At 48.1% G+C, this 16,695-nt stretch carries 14 protein-coding genes and 2 pseudogenes; 10 read left to right on the top strand and 6 right to left on the bottom strand.

Annotated features, from left to right (window positions below):
- Window positions 1-6 precede the first annotated feature (6 nt).
- The 3 genes and pseudogenes from HY774_16210 (at window position 7) to HY774_16200 (ending at window position 694) form a co-directional block, all read left to right on the top strand.
- Window positions 7-60: pseudogene (locus HY774_16210) on the top strand (DUF4113 domain-containing protein).
- Window positions 61-117: 57 nt separating this feature from the next.
- Window positions 118-354 (top strand): ChpI protein, encoded by a 237-nt coding sequence (locus tag HY774_16205; protein ID MBI4750029.1) that lies wholly within the window; start codon window positions 118-120, stop codon window positions 352-354.
- 1 nt (window position 355) lies between these two features.
- Window positions 356-694: pseudogene (locus tag HY774_16200) on the top strand (type II toxin-antitoxin system PemK/MazF family toxin).
- Window positions 695-711: 17 nt separating this feature from the next.
- Here HY774_16200 and HY774_16195 read toward each other — a convergent pair.
- The 3 genes from HY774_16195 to HY774_16185 all read right to left on the bottom strand — a co-directional run bounded on the left by HY774_16195 (window position 712) and on the right by HY774_16185 (window position 2,311).
- Window positions 712-1,062, bottom strand: coding sequence for a hypothetical protein (locus HY774_16195; GenBank protein ID MBI4750028.1), 351 nt, complete (start codon window positions 1,060-1,062; stop codon window positions 712-714).
- Window positions 1,063-1,071: 9 nt separating this feature from the next.
- Complete coding sequence (locus tag HY774_16190; GenBank protein ID MBI4750027.1) at window positions 1,072-1,602, bottom strand: hypothetical protein; 531 nt, start codon at window positions 1,600-1,602, stop codon at window positions 1,072-1,074.
- A 115-nt stretch (window positions 1,603-1,717) separates the two neighbouring features.
- Window positions 1,718-2,311: a hypothetical protein gene (locus HY774_16185; protein ID MBI4750026.1), complete on the bottom strand. Its 594-nt coding sequence runs from the start codon at window positions 2,309-2,311 to the stop codon at window positions 1,718-1,720.
- A gap of 288 nt (window positions 2,312-2,599) precedes the next feature.
- Here HY774_16185 and HY774_16180 point away from each other — a divergent pair, with 288 nt between their 5' ends.
- On the top strand, window positions 2,600-3,466 hold the full coding sequence (locus HY774_16180; protein ID MBI4750025.1) for a hypothetical protein: 867 nt from the start codon (window positions 2,600-2,602) through the stop codon (window positions 3,464-3,466).
- A gap of 3 nt (window positions 3,467-3,469) precedes the next feature.
- Here the strand turns inward: HY774_16180 and HY774_16175 are convergent, their stop codons facing one another.
- On the bottom strand, window positions 3,470-4,069 hold the full coding sequence (locus tag HY774_16175; GenBank protein ID MBI4750024.1) for a hypothetical protein: 600 nt from the start codon (window positions 4,067-4,069) through the stop codon (window positions 3,470-3,472).
- Window positions 4,070-4,326: 257 nt separating this feature from the next.
- Here HY774_16175 and gmd point away from each other — a divergent pair, with 257 nt between their 5' ends.
- Both gmd and HY774_16165 read left to right on the top strand, forming a co-directional pair.
- Window positions 4,327-5,415, top strand: a complete 1,089-nt coding sequence (gene gmd, locus HY774_16170; protein MBI4750023.1) for a GDP-mannose 4,6-dehydratase — start codon at window positions 4,327-4,329, stop codon at window positions 5,413-5,415.
- A 12-nt stretch (window positions 5,416-5,427) separates the two neighbouring features.
- Window positions 5,428-6,366, top strand: coding sequence for a GDP-L-fucose synthase (locus tag HY774_16165; protein MBI4750022.1), 939 nt, complete (start codon window positions 5,428-5,430; stop codon window positions 6,364-6,366).
- 110 nt (window positions 6,367-6,476) lie between these two features.
- On the opposite strand, the gene HY774_16160 is transcribed toward HY774_16165, so the two are convergent.
- Window positions 6,477-7,178: an alpha/beta hydrolase gene (locus HY774_16160; GenBank protein ID MBI4750021.1), complete on the bottom strand. Its 702-nt coding sequence runs from the start codon at window positions 7,176-7,178 to the stop codon at window positions 6,477-6,479.
- 433 nt (window positions 7,179-7,611) lie between these two features.
- On the opposite strand from HY774_16160, the gene HY774_16155 reads away from it, so the two are divergent.
- The 4 genes from HY774_16155 to HY774_16140 all read left to right on the top strand — a co-directional run bounded on the left by HY774_16155 (window position 7,612) and on the right by HY774_16140 (window position 16,224).
- Window positions 7,612-8,214, top strand: a complete 603-nt coding sequence (locus tag HY774_16155; protein ID MBI4750020.1) for a phosphohydrolase — start codon at window positions 7,612-7,614, stop codon at window positions 8,212-8,214.
- A 117-nt stretch (window positions 8,215-8,331) separates the two neighbouring features.
- Entirely contained in the window at window positions 8,332-11,814 is a 3,483-nt protein-coding gene (locus HY774_16150) for a tetratricopeptide repeat protein (protein MBI4750019.1), read from the top strand.
- Window positions 11,815-12,458: 644 nt separating this feature from the next.
- Window positions 12,459-13,781 (top strand): M4 family metallopeptidase, encoded by a 1,323-nt coding sequence (locus HY774_16145; protein ID MBI4750018.1) that lies wholly within the window; start codon window positions 12,459-12,461, stop codon window positions 13,779-13,781.
- A gap of 937 nt (window positions 13,782-14,718) precedes the next feature.
- Window positions 14,719-16,224, top strand: a complete 1,506-nt coding sequence (locus tag HY774_16140) for a cobalamin B12-binding domain-containing protein (protein ID MBI4750017.1) — start codon at window positions 14,719-14,721, stop codon at window positions 16,222-16,224.
- 187 nt (window positions 16,225-16,411) lie between these two features.
- Here HY774_16140 and HY774_16135 read toward each other — a convergent pair whose 3' ends face one another.
- A complete protein-coding gene (locus HY774_16135) occupies window positions 16,412-16,657 on the bottom strand; it encodes a hypothetical protein (protein MBI4750016.1) in 246 nt (81 codons plus the stop codon).
- Window positions 16,658-16,695: the final 38 nt, after the last annotated feature.

The raw sequence follows: 16,695 nt of genomic DNA, 5'->3' as shown, positions 1-16,695 counted from the left end.
AGACAGCGGACACCACGCTACACAACCTGCTGGGATGAACTGCCACCCGCGAAAGCATAACCCAAACAGGACAACTTGATCAGTTGAAAAAGTCTAACGAAGAGTTATACTACGGGTATGAAAACCGCAATTTCAATTCCAGATACCTTATTCAAACAAGCTGAAGTGTATGCCGAACAGCATAACCTCAGCCGAAGCGAGCTGTATGCCCAGGCGCTCAAGCAGTTTCTGGACGAACAGCGCCAGGCGGAAATTACCAAACACCTCGACGCAATCTATTCAACCCAACCATCCGCGATTGATCCGGCCTGGCTTCAGGCCCAGAGTGAAATCCTGCCCAAGGAGGAGTGGTAGGATGAAACGCGGCGAAATATGGTGGGCAAGTCTGCCGCCTCCGGTTGGGTCGGGCCCAGGTGACATTCGGCCAGTGCTGGTGATTTAGACGGATTCGTTCAACCGCAGCCAAATCAACACTGTCATCATCGCGATTTTGACCTCCAATCTGGCGCTGGCCACGGCGCCAGGGAATGTACAGGTCAGCCTTCAGGAAACCGGGTTATCGAAAGATTCGGTCGTGAATGTCTCCCAGGTTGTCACCGTGGACAAAAAGCTGCTTCGAGATTTCGTCTCAACACTTCCAGCTCCCAAAATGAAAAAAGTTGATGAAGGCTTGCGGCTGATTTTGAACCTGTGACTGACGATCAAAGACAATCAAATTGCATTTTGGAATTGCTGAAAGAGTTGATTGGCCAGTTCCTCAGTTTCAAATCCGTCTTCGTTCCGAATTTCGTGGCGATGTTCAAAAAAGAAAATCACCAGGGTCACGGCAGTTTCAAGTACTTCAACTTCGAACTCCGGCCCCGGACCAGGGACATAATGCGGAGGCGTTGACACAATCCATGAGCATCCCGTATGTCTCAAAAAACACGCCCAGCGGGCAGTTATCCCATCAAGGTTACATTCACCCAAGACCCGCAAATCACACCACGAAAGTGGAGATTGCGACACAAACGTTACCAACCCAGCCGCTTGAAATCGGGAAATTGCGTCATCAAAAGTCATAGAACTACCTCACAGGTTCCGCCAGGCAAGCCAGAGATAGAAATGCATCAAACCAATTCCAACTGGAATCGAGACGATAAAAAGAACTCCATTAAAGATAAATCCTTTTGCAAGAAAAGGATGTCGGTGTTTGATTAAAACTCCAATGATTACTTCAATGATTAAAAGCACCAGCATCCAGTATACAGTCCAGTTAAAACCTTCCGAGGATCGAAATAGAACTGCGAAAAAAGCAGAACCCCCAATGAAAACCCCAAGATTTAACAGAGAAAGAAGAAAGACAAAGTCACTACTTTTAAGAGCTTCCTGTTCAATGGCTTTTTCTTGCTGTACTGAGTCTTCAAATTGGGCATTCAAGCGTCTGAAAAAGCTGACTCGATCTTCACCTGAAAAAGCCTGAACTGGCTTTGAGACTGACGGCACACTCGCCAAATCCCGACACCGGAGACACACCTGGGTTGCAACGTCAAAGACGTCTGACTGATGGCAAATTTCGCATTTAATCGGTTTCCCTTCGATTTTAATGATCAACTGGTTCATTCACATTCCAGCTTTCCTTTCATTTACTCAAAAATATCATTGTTGTGATGATGGGAAACTCCGGTAATATACGAATAACCTTATTGTAAACAAATATTTAAAGCTGGGTTCAAGGCTATTTATACTCATTTAAAATGTAAAGCCACACCCCAACAATGCCAGTCAACAAGATAACCCAACTGCCCATGACTCCCAGTAAAGAAAATCCAACCAGCAGGAGCATAAACAAAAAAGGCGAGACATAGAAAAAAATCAAGCCATTGAAGACGCCTTTTGCGAGGACTGGGAAATCAGATTGAATGAAATAAGCGACCACCGATTCAACGAATGTAAATGCTATAAAACAGAAAATTGCTAACCATCCAGACTCTCCAAAAGATGACGGAATAACCAAATTGAACCCCAGTTGGAACACTCCAAAAAGAAACCAGTTGAGAAAAAAGGTGAGCGCCGTGATATGAAAAGGCGCATGTTTCTGCTCAATGGGAATTTCTTCCTGACGAGTGACCTGGTACTGACGATTCACTCGTCTGAAAAAGCTGACTCGCTCATCATCTGAAAAAGTCTCAACCGGCTTTGAGGCTGACGGCACACTCGCCAAGTCCCGACAACGAAGACACACCTGGGTTGCAACGTCAAAGACGTCTGACTGATGGCAAATCTCGCATTTAATCGGTTTCCCTTCGGTTTTAATGATCAACTGGTTCATCGGTGACTCCAGATGGAATAGAGAAGCTCAATATCCTTTAAAATGAGACTGTTGCGTAATCCCACCGAATACATCTGTTGAACTACTGACTACTGACTGCTGACTGATTTTAAACCAGAACATTCATCCCGGCTTGCCACATCCTGCCCAGACACTCGGGGGTCTGTCAACTCAAAACAAACTCAAAACTGGACTGACCAAATACCAGTCAGGAAACCGTTGTGAGAACCATATCACCCATTCTCACTCCTTTGCTTCCAACCAAATTTCTCGCCGGAGGAAACCTCCATGATCTTCAGATGTGTCATCGCCCTGGTCTTTGTTTTTACCCTGATCAACCTTTGTTCAATTCAACCGGAACCACCTGTTCAGGCAAGCGCCTTTCAACAGGAGGGCGGCCCGTACTTCGATCAAATTTACAGCGCGTCGAGCTCGGATGGCCTGACGTGGACGCATGACGAGAAGTTATTGCTTGACCATGCGTCGGCGCCGACTGCCGTGGTGACGCGTGAGGGAAAGATTTTGCTCTACTATGTAGACGCCACTAAAGAGCCGGAAACAACCAATTGCGCGATCTCTGAAGACGGCGGGAAAACCTTTACCCCGCTCAATTTGACCATCCAAAACCTGACGGTCGCCAAGACCCTGGATCCAAGCGTGGTTCGGCTCAAAGATGGTCGCTATCGTTTGTATTATTTCAATGGAATCGGCTCGCAAACCATTTTCAGCGCGATTTCAGATGATGGAGTCCACTTTACTCAGGAAAACGAAGTTCTTCCGCCTTCGCAACTGATTGATGGAGATGTATTTAAAGGCTGGAAGGAATGGCTGATGGTGGTGGCTTCGTTCGACCAGCAAAAGGGTTCGTTTATCGCGGCCAGTCGGGATGGAACAAATTTTCAAGTCGTCAAACCCTTTGGTTTCAAGGAATATCGCCCAGCCAATCCATTAAAAATCGGAGGCGGAAAGTTCCGGTTGTATGCCTTCAACCTGCGCGGTGGAACGATTGAAAGTTTTATATCAACCAACGGGCTGGATTGGACCGCAGAACCTGGAATCCGACTGGCACCGATGCCTGGTCGCCGAATTGCCGATCCGATGGTGATTCAGCTTCCAGATAAAAGCTGGAAAATGTTTTATCGAGTCCAGAATTGATCCTCATCGGTATGACCCAAGTTTTTTAAACAGATGGATAAAACCGATGAAAAGAAGCAAAGTTAAGATCATGATGTTTCCGCTCCTCCCAAGAATATAAAACAGTGCCATAAGCACCAGAATAATGAAGGGCGAAAAGAAACTAATGATCAACCCGGTAAAAATTCCCTGGGCCAACACTGGTTGTGTTGGCCGAATTGAAAAAACAATCGCCAGTTCAATTATCACAACAGCAAAAAAGCTAAAAACCGCCATCGAAGTTGGTGAAGGCGAACTCAAAACCAGAGCCAGAGCAGTCTTTAAAACGACAAACAGGAATCCATTGAAAATAACGGTTGCCACGCTGATGTGAAACGTTGCTGGTTTTTTCAATCGCCTCACACTCTCTTGATGAGAGATGGTTTGATAGTGACCGTTCAATCGCCTGAAAAAACTGGCCCGATCTTCACCTGAAAAAGCCTCGACTGGTTTCGAAGCCGACGGCACACTCGCCAGATCTTTGCAGCGAAGACAAACCTGGGTTTCAACATCAAAAAGATCCGTTTGGTGGCAAATCTCGCACTTCAGCGGTTTGCTTTCATTTTTAATCAGTATCGTACCCATAAAAATCTCTGATACCATTTGCGCAATGAAATGCTTGTGTTAGAAAACGGTCAAGTAATTCAATCAAATAAACTTAGTGAACTACTGACTACTGACTACTGACTACTGACTACAAACTGGTATTATAGGTAAGCCAATCACATCGCCAGACAGATTTGACAGCGGCTAAAAATTTCCGGACAGTGTACACCTTCGCTGCCAAAACAGCGATCAGCACTCACTGGGTGTGAAAATTTTTCAAGCAACAGGACATGCGTGTGAAAACGGCTTTTATCACCGGCATTACCGGGCAGGATGGGTCATATCTGGCGGAACTACTTCTGGCCAAAGGCTATACCGTACATGCGATGATTCGCCGGGCTTCGACGTTCAATACCCGCCGGATTGACCACATTTACCAGGATCCGCACGACCCCGACGCCCATCTGTTTCTACATTATTCCGATCTCGCAAGCACTGAGTGGCTGGCTGATATCATGTATCAAATTCGGCCCGACGAAATGTACCATCTTGCCGCGCAAAGCCACGTCAGAGTGAGTTTTGATTTGCCTGAATACACCGCCGACATTACCGGTACAAGCACTGTGCGGATTCTTGAAGCCATTCGGCGAAGCGGTATCAAAACGCGATTTTATCAGGCATCCAGTTCCGAAATGTTTGGCAACACGCCGGCGCCTCAGAGTGAACGAACGCCGTTTTACCCACAGAGCCCCTATGCGGCGGCCAAAGTCTATTCGTACTGGATGACCCGCATGTACCGGGAAGCCTATGGCCTCTTTGCCTGTAATGGGATTTTTTTCAACCATGAAAGCCCACGGCGCGGTGAAACCTTCGTGACTCGAAAAATTACCCGTGGGCTGGCGTTGATCCTGGCCGGTCGTCAAAAAAAGCTCTATTTAGGTAATTTGAAGGCCCAGCGGGATTGGGGATATGCTCCCGAATATGTCGAAGCGATGTGGAAAATTCTCCAGCAAGAAACCCCCGAGGATTTCGTCATCGGAACCGGTGAAACACATAGTGTTGAGGAATTCGTCGCCGAAGCGTTTGCCTATGCGGGCTGCGATTGGCGGGAGTATGTCGAAATTGACCCGCGATATTACCGCCCGCTGGAAGTTGATACACTCCAGGCAGACACTCAAAAAGCCCGAACACAACTTGATTGGACGCCCCAGGTCAGTTTTAAGGATTTGGTAAAAATCATGGTTGATGCCGACCTTGAAACAACTGGGATTGAGTCTCCTGGCGAAGGCAAACGCATCCTGGCCGAGAAATTCACGACCTGGCACCATTGGGATTCAGCGGTTACAAAGCTTGTGCAATCAACAGAAGGAAAGGCGAGTCAATAGACCAAAGGATGAATGATGAAGCACTCAAAACGCATTGCCGTTACCGGTGGAGGTGGTTTTCTCGGCTCGTTTTTGGTTGAACGATTAAAGCAGTCGGGGTATGAAACCGTGTTTGCTCCGCGTAAGGCCGAGTTTGACTTCTTTGATCCAGCCCAGGTCATTCGCTTTTATGAAATTATCCGGCCAACCATTGTGATTCATCTGGCAGCCGTCGTGGGTGGTATTGGTGCCAATCGCCAGCACCCAGGACGGTTGTTTTATGATAATGCCATCATGGGTATTCAGTTGATTGAACAGGGACGGCGTTTCGGACTTGAGAAGTTTGTGTGTGCCGGAACGGTGTGTGCCTATCCGAAATTCACGCCGGTGCCGTTTCGAGAGACTGATATTTGGAACGGATATCCAGAGGAAACCAACGCACCTTATGGACTGGCCAAGAAAATGCTTCTGGTGCAGTTGCAAGCCTATCGGCAAGAATACGGTTTTAATGGAATCTACTTGATTCCAGTAAACTTATATGGACCACGCGATAATTTTGATCCGCGGACCTCACACGTGATACCCGCGCTGATTCGCAAATGCGTTGAAGCCAAACAAAACAATCTGCCGACAATGACTGTCTGGGGAACAGGGGCGGCAACTCGCGAATTTTTATATGTCGAAGATGCAGCGGATGCAATTCTGGCGGCGATGGAACGTTATGAAAGTCCAGCGCCGATGAATCTTGGGTCCGGCCAGGAAATTGCAATTCGGGACCTGGTACTGTTGATTCGGGAACTGGTGGGTTACACCGGAGACATTGTATGGGATACAACCCAACCCGACGGTCAACCACGCCGCTGTCTGGATACCAGTTTGGCCACTCAGGAACTGGGATGGACCGCGCAAACACCCTTCCGAGAAGGTTTACAACGAACGATTGACTGGTATCTGGCTCATTCAAAGCCATAAGTACCTTACCGAAAATTTCCAGACATTTTAACCACGAAACACACGAACGACACGAAAGGAATCAAACACTTACCCAATCCAAGTATCTCAGGGAACTTATGACAAGGTACTTAGCACTCTATAAGGTGGTGTTGATTCAAAAAGGAATTGATCACGTCCCAGGTCTGGGTTGGATATGTTTGCAGAATTAAATGCGGGCCAGGGATATTTTTCACTGTTATCAGACTTGAATTTGAAAATGAACTGGTTTCAAGGCGCGGCACCAATTGATCCTGATCGGCATTGATGATCAAGATCGGCTGGGCCAGCGTTTGAAAAATTTCCCTGACTTCAACTTCAAGCACCGCATTGACCCGTTTAAAAATCACCTCACTCGGCACCGATTCCAGTACCTGGCATATTTCTCTGGCCAGTTTCCAATCAGCTTCCCAACCAATCATCCAGTGGTGAATGGCAATGACTGGAATTGGAAGCTGAAACACCACCCGGCCAATCAGCTTAATGAGTGGGTGGAGCGGCTCACGAATCGGACAGTTCAGGAACGAACAACACAACACGAGTCCACTTACTCGTTCTGGCTCCAGTTGCGCCAGTTTCACCGCCACTGGACCCGAAAAGGACTCCGCAATCACCACGAACCGGTCCAGATGGCGAATTTTGGAAAGTGTGGATTCAAGACAGACATCATATCCGGTGCTGCTTTCAGGATAGGAAACCACTGTTGAATCAACGGTTTCAGGCAATAGCGCTCGAAACCGTTCAAACAATTGTCCAGTTCCATCCAACCCAGGAAGCAACACCAGATGAGTCATAGGTGGTCAGTCGTTTACAATCTACCATTATTGAGGTTGAGCGTATCGGGCTAAGGGAGCGTTAAAAAACAACTTCCCGATTTTCATTTGGGTCGAAGCCATTTTCTTTTGAGTTCGGTGGCACTTTCCCTGACAAAACTCAGACCCCATTGAAGTCTTTGGATTTCTTTTTCGTGTTTTTCGTGTATTTCGTGGTTTCCTGTTCTGAAATTCGATCTCTCCGGTGACTTTCGATAAAAACGGGAAGTTGTATTTTTACAGTCCCTAAGGGCTAAGGGAAATACAATTCTACCAACAACCGAGCTCTTTGCAAATTCGAGAGACTCATTCTATAAACAAGCAATCAACTGGTTCAATCAACTAAACTTAGTGAGCGACTGGTTACTGACTTTCCAACTACTGACTACAACTGGTATCATCGCTGATTTCTTTTATGACCCAACTTCTTCTACCGGATTTCGTTCAGCATCCGCTACCTGAAAAAGCTCTCCATCTGTGTGAAACACTCAACGCTCCACTTCGGCTGGTGGCTCATTTGACGCTGGTCCACGATGTTGCCTGCCAGATTGTGACGGCCTTTCCGCAATTGTTTCCAGGAGCAGTGTTTGACCCAAATCTGGTTTTGTTTGGTGCTGCAACGCATGATTTGGGAAAAGCGCGTTTTCCTCAGGAACTTGAGCAATCAGGCGAGTTACACGAAGACCACGGTCCAGACCTACTCATTTCTCTCGGGGTGGCACCCGAACTGGCCCGGTTTGCCCGCACCCATGCCGCCTGGAAGCAAGAAAACACCCGATCAACTTTGCTGTTTGAAGACCTGCTGGTCGGTCTGGCAGATAACTGGTGGAAGGGCAACCGGCCACCTGAACTTGAACAAGCCATTTTGAATCATCTTGAAACTCAAACCCAAACCGCAGCCTGGGAACTTTTCATCCGGCTTGACGAACTGGCCCAAACCATCACACACCCGGCCCAGGAGCGGCTTGACTGGATGCGTTCATTTCCAGTTCAGCCACCAATTCCAAATTCCAAATAAGTCACACTCGATCAGTGCCGGTCACTGGAAAATTCACCCAAAAAGCATCAAACTCGAACTCCAAATCCGGCAATCCTTTCAGACCGAATCATTCTCCTCAATTGGAGTTTCACTCATATGTCAGCTCTTCAACGGTCTGTTCTGGTCGTGATCCTGCTCGCACTGGTCACCGGGTCAGAACCGCCGGCCCTGGTTCGCAACCTGATAGTTCCTGGTGTGTCTTCAGTTCAAGCCCACCAATCTGAACTGAGTACAACCAGAGTGGATGGAAAAATTGTCAATGGGCACAAGACATTTCCAATCGAGATGAAAAAATCTGAGTTTGCCTCGATTGTCGTGGGCCAACGAGGCGTTGATCTGCGAGTCTCAGTGACCGATCCAAGCGGACAAAAAGTGCTCGAAGTCACCTGTCCAAATCTGACTCAAAGCCGCCTGCCAGTGGCGTGGTTGAGCAAATTGCCTGGGAAATATCTGGTTGAACTTCAACTGGCTGACCCGAAAGACACTGCCGGGCCATTTACTTTTCAAACGGTTGAACTTCGGCCAGTTCGCTCGACTGATCCTGCTCTTGTTCAAGCTCAGGCTGATTTCTATGGAGCCGTTTCCAGGTACAAACAGTCCCAATTTGATTTAGCCATGCAACTGGTCGAGTCAGCGCTTTCGATCAAAGAAAAACTTTCACGGCCAGATACCCTTGATGTGGCTGATTGTTTCAATCTGCTGGGAAATGTGACCTATTCCCAAAAGAAACCAGATCTGGCTGAAACCTGGTATGCCCGGTCACTGGCACTCAGAGAAAAACAATTGCCAGACGATGATCCTGATCTGGCCATTGCCCGATATAACCTGGCCTGGGTCTGGCACGAACAGAAGCAACTCTCAAAAGCTGAGGCAATGTTTCGAGCTGCGATTTCAACCTATGAAACGGGATTGGGAATCAACCAGGGTGATGCCCTCAAATGTTATGAAAAACTTGGCGAAATTTACTTCATCCAACACGATGTCACCCGGTTCAATGACCTTGCAACCCGGTTGATTGACCGTTCAGACCAGGTTTCACCAGCAGAAGCTTCTAAACTTGCGCAGGCAATTTCATCAATTGGGGCATTGTATTTACAGGGTGGAAATTATCCAAAATCAATCCAGCTTCAAGACCGTGCCCGAAGGATGTTAGAAAATCTTCCTGATTTTTCAAAAGAGATATTATCCGATGTGTATGAAGAAATGGGCAAGGCGTACTTTTTCAGTCACGATTTGATCAAAGCCGAATCCAACATTGCCAAAGCCCTCTCACTTCGAGAGTCTTTTTTTGGATCTGACCACCAAACCATTGCCTCGGGACTCAGCAACCTGGCGATGGTCTATCGGGCCCAGGGCGATCTGAACCGGGCAGAGCCATTACTGGTGAGAGCCCTGGCCATCAATGAAAAAATTTACGGCACCGAACACGAATACCTCGGCGCCACCTTGAGTACCCTGGGGTTACTTTACATTTCCAAAAAGGATTATCGGGCGGCTGAACCGTTGTTTCAACGCGCGCTGGCCATGTTTGAAAAACTTCTCCCACCGGACCATCCAAATATTCCCTTTGTGCTCAATAATTTGGGCACGATTTACCAAAATCTGAAGGAACCCGAAAAAGCCCTCTCGTTTTTTGAAAGGGCCCTGGCCCTCAATCAAAAAATTCTTGGTCCTGACCATCCGAACGTCGCCACCCTGCTCAATAATCTGGCCTTGATCCATTCCGCGCTCGGCAACAACTCAGAGGTCATTCCATTGTATATGCGGGCGCTTGCGATTTACCAGAAACGATTGAGTGATGACCATCCGAACGTGGCGACTTGCTTACGAAACCTTGGCCAGGCTTATAGTCGGGTTGATGAGGTTGAAAAGGCAATTGATTGCTACATTCAATGTAATGAGATTGCGGAACGCGATCTGATTCGAAATTTAGCCTCGGGTTCAGAACGACAAAAATTGCTTTATCTAAATAAAACGGCAAATCATACAGAAGAATCACTTTACCTCAATTTGGTACTGGCGCCCAACAACTTGAAAGCCTGTCAAAATGCGTTTACGGTGCTCCTCAGGCGCAAGGGCCGTTCCCTTGATGCGATGGCCGAAGGGATCGAAGCGCTCCGAAAACGGGCCCTCCCGGAGGATAAATTGTTGTTTGACGATCTTTTGAAAAAGAAAAGTGAATTGTCCACTTTTATTTTGAAGGGTGCCGGCACTGAGGGACTTCAAAAACATCGGGAAGCAATCAAAAATCAAACCGAACTGGTTGATCAACTTGAGGCCAAAATTAGTGCCAAAAGTGCGGAATTCCGGGCCCAATTTCAGCCAATCACACTTGAAGCCATTCAAAAAGTGATCCCACCCCATACGGCCCTGGTTGAATACGCCGCCTTTAAAGAAGTTGACAGCGTCCATTATCGGTATGGGGTTTATGTTCTTCAAAATGAAGGAGAACCCCGTGCAGCCGATTTAGGTGACGCCGAACTCATCAATCAGGCAGTCGCTGAATTTCGAAAGTTGATTCTGCTCTCTGACCCTGGTCGAAACCTGACAAAAATCAAATTGCCCCCAGCCACGCGTCAGGCCCGAAATCAGCAACTCTTTCAAGCCGCGCAAAAACTGGACGAGCTTATCTTAAAGCCAGTCCGAGCACTGGTTGGGTCTGCGGACCATCTGCTGATTTCGCCGGATGGAATTTTGAATTTGGTGCCTTTTGCCGCCCTGGTTGATGAAAATGGGAAATATTGCATTGAAAAGTATTTGCTGACCTACCTCACCAGTGGTCGCGATTTGTTGCGGTTGAAAGTCAAAATTGAAAGCGCCGGTCCCCCATTGATTATGGCTGATCCTGATTATGGGACTGGAACCGGCCCGCTCCTGTTAGGACAAACTTTGGGTCAGCTCGCCCGGTTGGAGGGCACCCAGAAGGAAGGAATTGCCCTCAAACACCTTTTTCCTGAATCGAGTCTCCTGACCCGGACAGAGGCAACCGAACAAATTATCAAAAATGCCAAACGGCCAGAATTGATCCACATTGCCACCCATGGCTATTTCTACTCAGCCCAGAGTCAATCGAAGCCTGAACCATCACCTGATACTCGATCCGCAGTGCCAAAATCAGATGTCGAAACAAATGAGGAACTTCGGATGCCAAACCCCCTCACCAGATCCTATCTGTTTTTTGCAGGGGCCAATCATGGTGGAGATGCCGAAAACGATGGTACCTTGACGGCTCTTGAAGCCGCCGGCCTCGATTTGTGGGGCACTAAGCTGGTGGTTCTTTCCGCCTGTGACACCGGATTGGGGGAATTTCAATTTGGTGAGGGCAGTTATGGCTTGCGAAGGGCACTGGTTCTGGCAGGGTCTGAAACCCAGATGATGAGCCTCTGGCCAGTGGCGGACATTGCCACCAGTAAATTGATGGTGGCTTATTACCAGCGGTTGAAAAACAACGAAGGTCGCAGCCAGGCGCTACGAAATGTCCAGCTCAAATTATTGAAAGACCCCAAATATCGCCGCCCCTATTACTGGGCCAGCTTTTTTACGTCTGGTGAATGGGGAAATTTGGCTGGAATTCGATGAAGGGATTGGCTCCGGGTTTGAATCAGGATTTCAATTCGGTTTGGTTGTCCAGGTAATTCAATCCATCAAAAGTGGTACCCGGTTTGGTTGTCCCACCGCAAAGCGTTCAGTTGCAAACAATTGACATTCTGGAATGCTCCCTGGTAGGATGTCCCTCTTTTCTTCCTTGCCCAAATCAAACAACTTCAAGTTCGCCAATCCGAATTTTCTGCCTGAAAGAATTCGTTCCATCAAGCACATCATGTGGAGCGGGCACAATTGATTTGGCTTCCCCCAAACACCCGATCACGGGTGTAAAAATACCTTCAACGACCCGTCAACAACTTCGCAAAGGATAGAGAGTACTCATACTTATGAATAGACGCCGAATTTTACTGTTCGCCATGGTTTTGATGGCGATGGCACCGATGGTTGCCATCCAGCCCGGAAACGCCCAGTCCCAAAAATCCGAAGCCACCACTTCATTCGACTCCGCCACCCTCGATCACGTTCAGGCAACTGATGCTGAACTCAGCCCGGAACAAAAAGCGGCGATTACCCATGCCCAAACCATCAGTTTTGATTTGCTTCAGGCCCAGGTGCCGGGCATTCGGAACGCTCAAGAGGAATTTGTGCCACGCGAGGCATTTGCCGACCAATTGCACATGGCCCACGTGCGATTGGATCAAACCCATCAGGGGGTAAAGGTCTTCCAGGGGGAGATGATTACTCACTTTCAGACGGATGGATCTTTGGCGAGCATCACTGGTGATTATTTCCAGGGAATCAATATTTCAACCACACCGCGCCTGACCTCAGACGAAGCCATCGCCATTGCCAGGCAGCAATTCGGTCAATTTCCAAGCGAACAACCAGCGGCGGAACTGATGATTCTGCCCAAAAACGGGAAGTATTTTTTGACCTATCAAATCGAACTGGTTGATATCGCCAGCGAAAATCCGGCGGCAACGGTGTATTTCATCAGCGCCAAATCCGGAAAGGTCATCTGGAGCTATGACAACCTTGAGACAGCGACCGCAACTGGAAGCGGGCGAAGTTTGTATTCCGGGACGGTGCCGCTCAGCACCAACTCGATTACCGGCAAATTTGAACTCCGCGATATGACCCACGGAAGCCACTACACCTCGGACCTGAAGGGGAAGTTTTTTGGAACCGGTACGGTCTTCACCGATACGGACAATACCTGGGGAAGCGGGGTCAGTGCTGACCCCTCATCCGCTGCCGTTGATGCCCACTATGGTGCCGCAAAGACCTTTGATTACTATAAATTAGTCCACGGTCGAAATGGAATTGCCAACAATGGCCGGGGCGGGTACAGCCGGATTCACTATGGTCGGAAATATAACAATGCTTTCTGGAGCGACAGTTGTTTCTGTATGACCTATGGTGACGGCGATGGCAATACCTTTACGGCACTGGTTTCAATTGATGTGGCGGCCCATGAAATGACCCACGGGGTCACCAGCAAAACCGCACGGCTGGTTTACTCAGGCGAATCTGGCGGACTCAATGAAGCGACATCGGATATTTTTGGCACCTGCACCGAATTTTTTGCCGCCAATTCCAGTGACCCAGGTGACTACCTGATTGGCGAGGAAATCACCAAAACCTCCCGCGGCTGGCTGCGCAGCATGAGTGACCCGCGTGGGGATGGTGCCTCAATTGACCACTACAGCCAGTATACCAATGGAATGGATGTGCATTATTCGTCCGGTCTGGCCAATCACTTTTTCTACCTCCTGTCTGAAGGTGGCACCAACCGAACTTCAGGAATTGCGGTCACGGGTATCACTCGGGGCAAAGCCGAAAAAATTTGGTATCGCGCCTTGACCGTCTATATGACCTCAGGGACCAATTACGCCGCCGCACGGACGGCCACACTTAATGCCGCTCGGGACCTCTATGGCACTGGCAGCGCTGAACAAAATGCGGTTGCCGCAACCTGGACGGCGTGCGGAGTGAATTAACCTCATCAAATACAAATAATCCTGATCCAACATCAGGGCTTCGAATTTCGGGTTCAGAGCTGGTAACTCTTTCAATTTGAAGGAGCTTACCATTCTCCGAACCCGTTTTTATTTTCAGAACATACGCTCCTGTATTGTACAAACGGATCAATCCACTAAAGCTGGACAAAGGGACAGGATACGGAAAGTTGAGTGCATTGAGACAAGAAGAAGGGAAAACAAGAGGACAATGCTCAAGCGGTGCAGGTTTGAATAATACCAGTTTGTAGTCAGTAGTCAGTAGTCAGTAGTTCACTAAGTTCATTTTATTGAATGACTTGACTGTTTTCTAATACGACCGCTTCATTCCAAAATGGTATAACCTCCGGTTGGGAGTGGGGAGATGAAGCGATTCAAGGTGTCTCCTTGTCTCCTTGTCCCCTTATCCCCCTGTCCCCCTTGTCCCCTGTCCCCTTGTCCAGATCGGACTTTGTTCCCTTCTCCTGGCGCTTATGGCCATAAGGGGTACACCAGACCCGAAAAGGAACGTACTTTTTGATTATCAATGCTGACACCAATTTGCAATGGAATTCTCGGATGAGAGAATAGTCAAATAGTTCAATCAAATAAGCTTAGTGAACGATTGACCACGGGCTACTGATTACAAACTGGTATGATTTCCTGAAATTTCCGTGCCCTGGCTGGCTTTTCAGATCAAATCAGAGTACAAGGATACATCTGTTTTGAATGGCCGGGCCTGGTTTTCTTCCTTTTCCACCTTTCCAAAACCCAATACCCACTGTTTTGGACCAATATGTCCACCACTGACGAAAAACCACCAGTCAGGTGACCTGACTTTAGTTCTGTGTGTCTTCTCAAAAGCCAGCAGGCACTTTCTTTCATCCAGCCCATTGAAAAATAGGCTTACTCTGGCAACTGTCCGGAAGGTACCCCCTCAATGAAAATCCTCTTGTACAACCCTGATAATGGTGTCACAAGCAATTTCATGCCTCATTTGTGGATGTTTTTGCTTCAATCGTTAACGCCACCTGAACATGAAGTTCTCCTCATTGATGGAAATGCTCAACCGATGGATGAAGCTGGGATTGCACGTTTCGTGATTGAAGAAAAGATTGGACTGGTCGGCATTGGGGCCATGACCAGAATGGTTGCCAAAGCGTACCGCATGGCCGATGCCATTCGGGCAACTGGCGTACCGGTTGTGATGGGTGGTCCGCATGTTACTGAAGCCGTTGATGAAGCGCTGGGACGAAATGGTGGACCTCAACACGCTGATGCGGTTGCCGTGGGCGAGGCAGATGAAACCTGGCCCAGGATTGTTCAGGATGCCGTGCGCGGTGAATTAAAACCAGTGTATGCTCCGGTGAATCACCTGGGCAAGGAAATGAAACCTTCCCTGCAACCCTATCCAGCCATTCCCTGGGAATCAATGGATTTGGATCAGTTCAACTTAATTCCGAAAATCTTTGCTCCCATTCTCAAACGACTTGGGGCCGGGTGGGGAACGTTTCGAGTGATACCGATTGAATCTGGACGCGGGTGTCCCTACGGCTGCGAGTTTTGCACCGTAACCGGATTTTTTGGGGATTCAATCCGCTTCCGAACGAATGAAAGTGTGGTTGATGAGTTATTGCGATTGAAGAATCGAGCGCTTCGCGAGCAAGGTCAGATGGCAGTCTTTTTTATTGATGATAATTTTGCCATCAACATCAAACGCACCAAATCTTTACTTCGCGATATTATTGCCGCTGACGCCCAATTAAACTGGGCCGCCCAGATAAGCGCCAATTTGCTGCGGGATGAGGAACTGGTTGACCTGATTGCAGCCTCAGGAGGCAAATGGATCTTTATTGGAATGGAGTCAATTGATCCAATCAACCTGGCCGATGTCAACAAAGGGTTTAGTCGGCCAAATGAGTACCAAATCGTGCTCGAACGCCTGGCAAACCGCAATATCATGGCCATCACGTCGTTTATTTTTGGGCTGGATAATGACGCCCCAGGTGCTGCCGAGCGAACCTTAGAGCAAATCCGGAGCTGGCCGCCAGGGCTTCCCGTTTTTGGGACCTTGACTCCCCTGCCGGGAACACCTCTCTATCAGCGGCTGGCAACGGCTGGGCGATTGACGCGCCCATCACACTGGCTTGATTTCAAACCTTTCCAGATGTCGCACACTCCCCTCAAAATGAGTATTGATCAGGCACAACAGGAACTCAACCACGGATGGACTCACTCGTATAGCCCAGAAGCCATTGCCGCCGCCGTGGATTCAATCAAAACCAAGCCACTCACTCAGCGGATTACACTTTTCATTGCCCGCATTTTCTTTCGTGGAATCTACTTTCCTCAAATGGGCACCCTGTCCTGGCTCAAGGTCATTTTTCAAAACCGCCGGACAATTTTCAAACTGATCAAAGATGGTCTCCGGTCACGACGTTCCTGAATATTTGAGGAGTACTAACGGACCTTACCGAAAATTCCAAGACATTTTTAACCACGAAAACCACGAAAACCACGAAAAAAATCAAATACTTACCAAATTCAAACCTCTCAGTAAACTTCTGACGAGGCACGTACCATTTTGGGCTAAGGGCATCGGGCCACTTTCTTCCAGGGTGTGCACCCACAGGCTATTTCTGAAACCCATTTTTGGTTGAAAAACCAGTTGGAAATGATGATCCAGCCATTTGTTTGGCAAAATTACGCCTCAATTGCTTTTTCTTTTCTATCTTTTTATCATACTTTGAATAGAATAGATGTTCTTTCAGGATATTTTCAGCCACTCCTGGTTGTATGTGTGATTTCAGGTTGCGAGAAATGGCAGGTGTAACCAGTTCTTTTCGTTCACCGGTAAGACTGTCGCCGGGATGAATCACGTCAAACTGGTTTGGGTCCGTGTTCCAACTGGAGAATC

The organism is Acidobacteriota bacterium (assembly GCA_016208495.1).
Classification (GTDB): domain Bacteria; phylum Acidobacteriota; class Blastocatellia; order Chloracidobacteriales; family Chloracidobacteriaceae; genus JACQXX01.
This window is presented reverse-complemented; position numbering and strand designations above follow the sequence as displayed.

Bases quoted from the DNA above. Each gene is read 5' to 3' on its own strand.
- HY774_16155 (MBI4750020.1), top strand. From the start codon at position 7,612: ATGACCCAACTTCTTCTACCGGATTTCGTTCAGCATCCGCTACCTGAA.
- HY774_16145 (MBI4750018.1), top strand. From the start codon at position 12,459: ATGGCCCACGTGCGATTGGATCAAACCCATCAGGGGGTAAAGGTCTTC.
- HY774_16165 (MBI4750022.1), top strand. From the start codon at position 5,428: ATGATGAAGCACTCAAAACGCATTGCCGTTACCGGTGGAGGTGGTTTT.
- HY774_16160 (MBI4750021.1), bottom strand. From the start codon at position 7,178: ATGACTCATCTGGTGTTGCTTCCTGGGTTGGATGGAACTGGACAATTG.
- HY774_16180 (MBI4750025.1), top strand. From the start codon at position 2,600: ATGATCTTCAGATGTGTCATCGCCCTGGTCTTTGTTTTTACCCTGATC.
- HY774_16185 (MBI4750026.1), bottom strand. From the start codon at position 2,311: ATGAACCAGTTGATCATTAAAACCGAAGGGAAACCGATTAAATGCGAG.
- HY774_16140 (MBI4750017.1), top strand. From the start codon at position 14,719: ATGAAAATCCTCTTGTACAACCCTGATAATGGTGTCACAAGCAATTTC.
- HY774_16190 (MBI4750027.1), bottom strand. From the start codon at position 1,602: ATGAACCAGTTGATCATTAAAATCGAAGGGAAACCGATTAAATGCGAA.
- HY774_16195 (MBI4750028.1), bottom strand. From the start codon at position 1,062: ATGACTTTTGATGACGCAATTTCCCGATTTCAAGCGGCTGGGTTGGTA.
- HY774_16150 (MBI4750019.1), top strand. From the start codon at position 8,332: ATGTCAGCTCTTCAACGGTCTGTTCTGGTCGTGATCCTGCTCGCACTG.
- HY774_16175 (MBI4750024.1), bottom strand. From the start codon at position 4,069: ATGGGTACGATACTGATTAAAAATGAAAGCAAACCGCTGAAGTGCGAG.
- HY774_16205 (MBI4750029.1), top strand. From the start codon at position 118: ATGAAAACCGCAATTTCAATTCCAGATACCTTATTCAAACAAGCTGAA.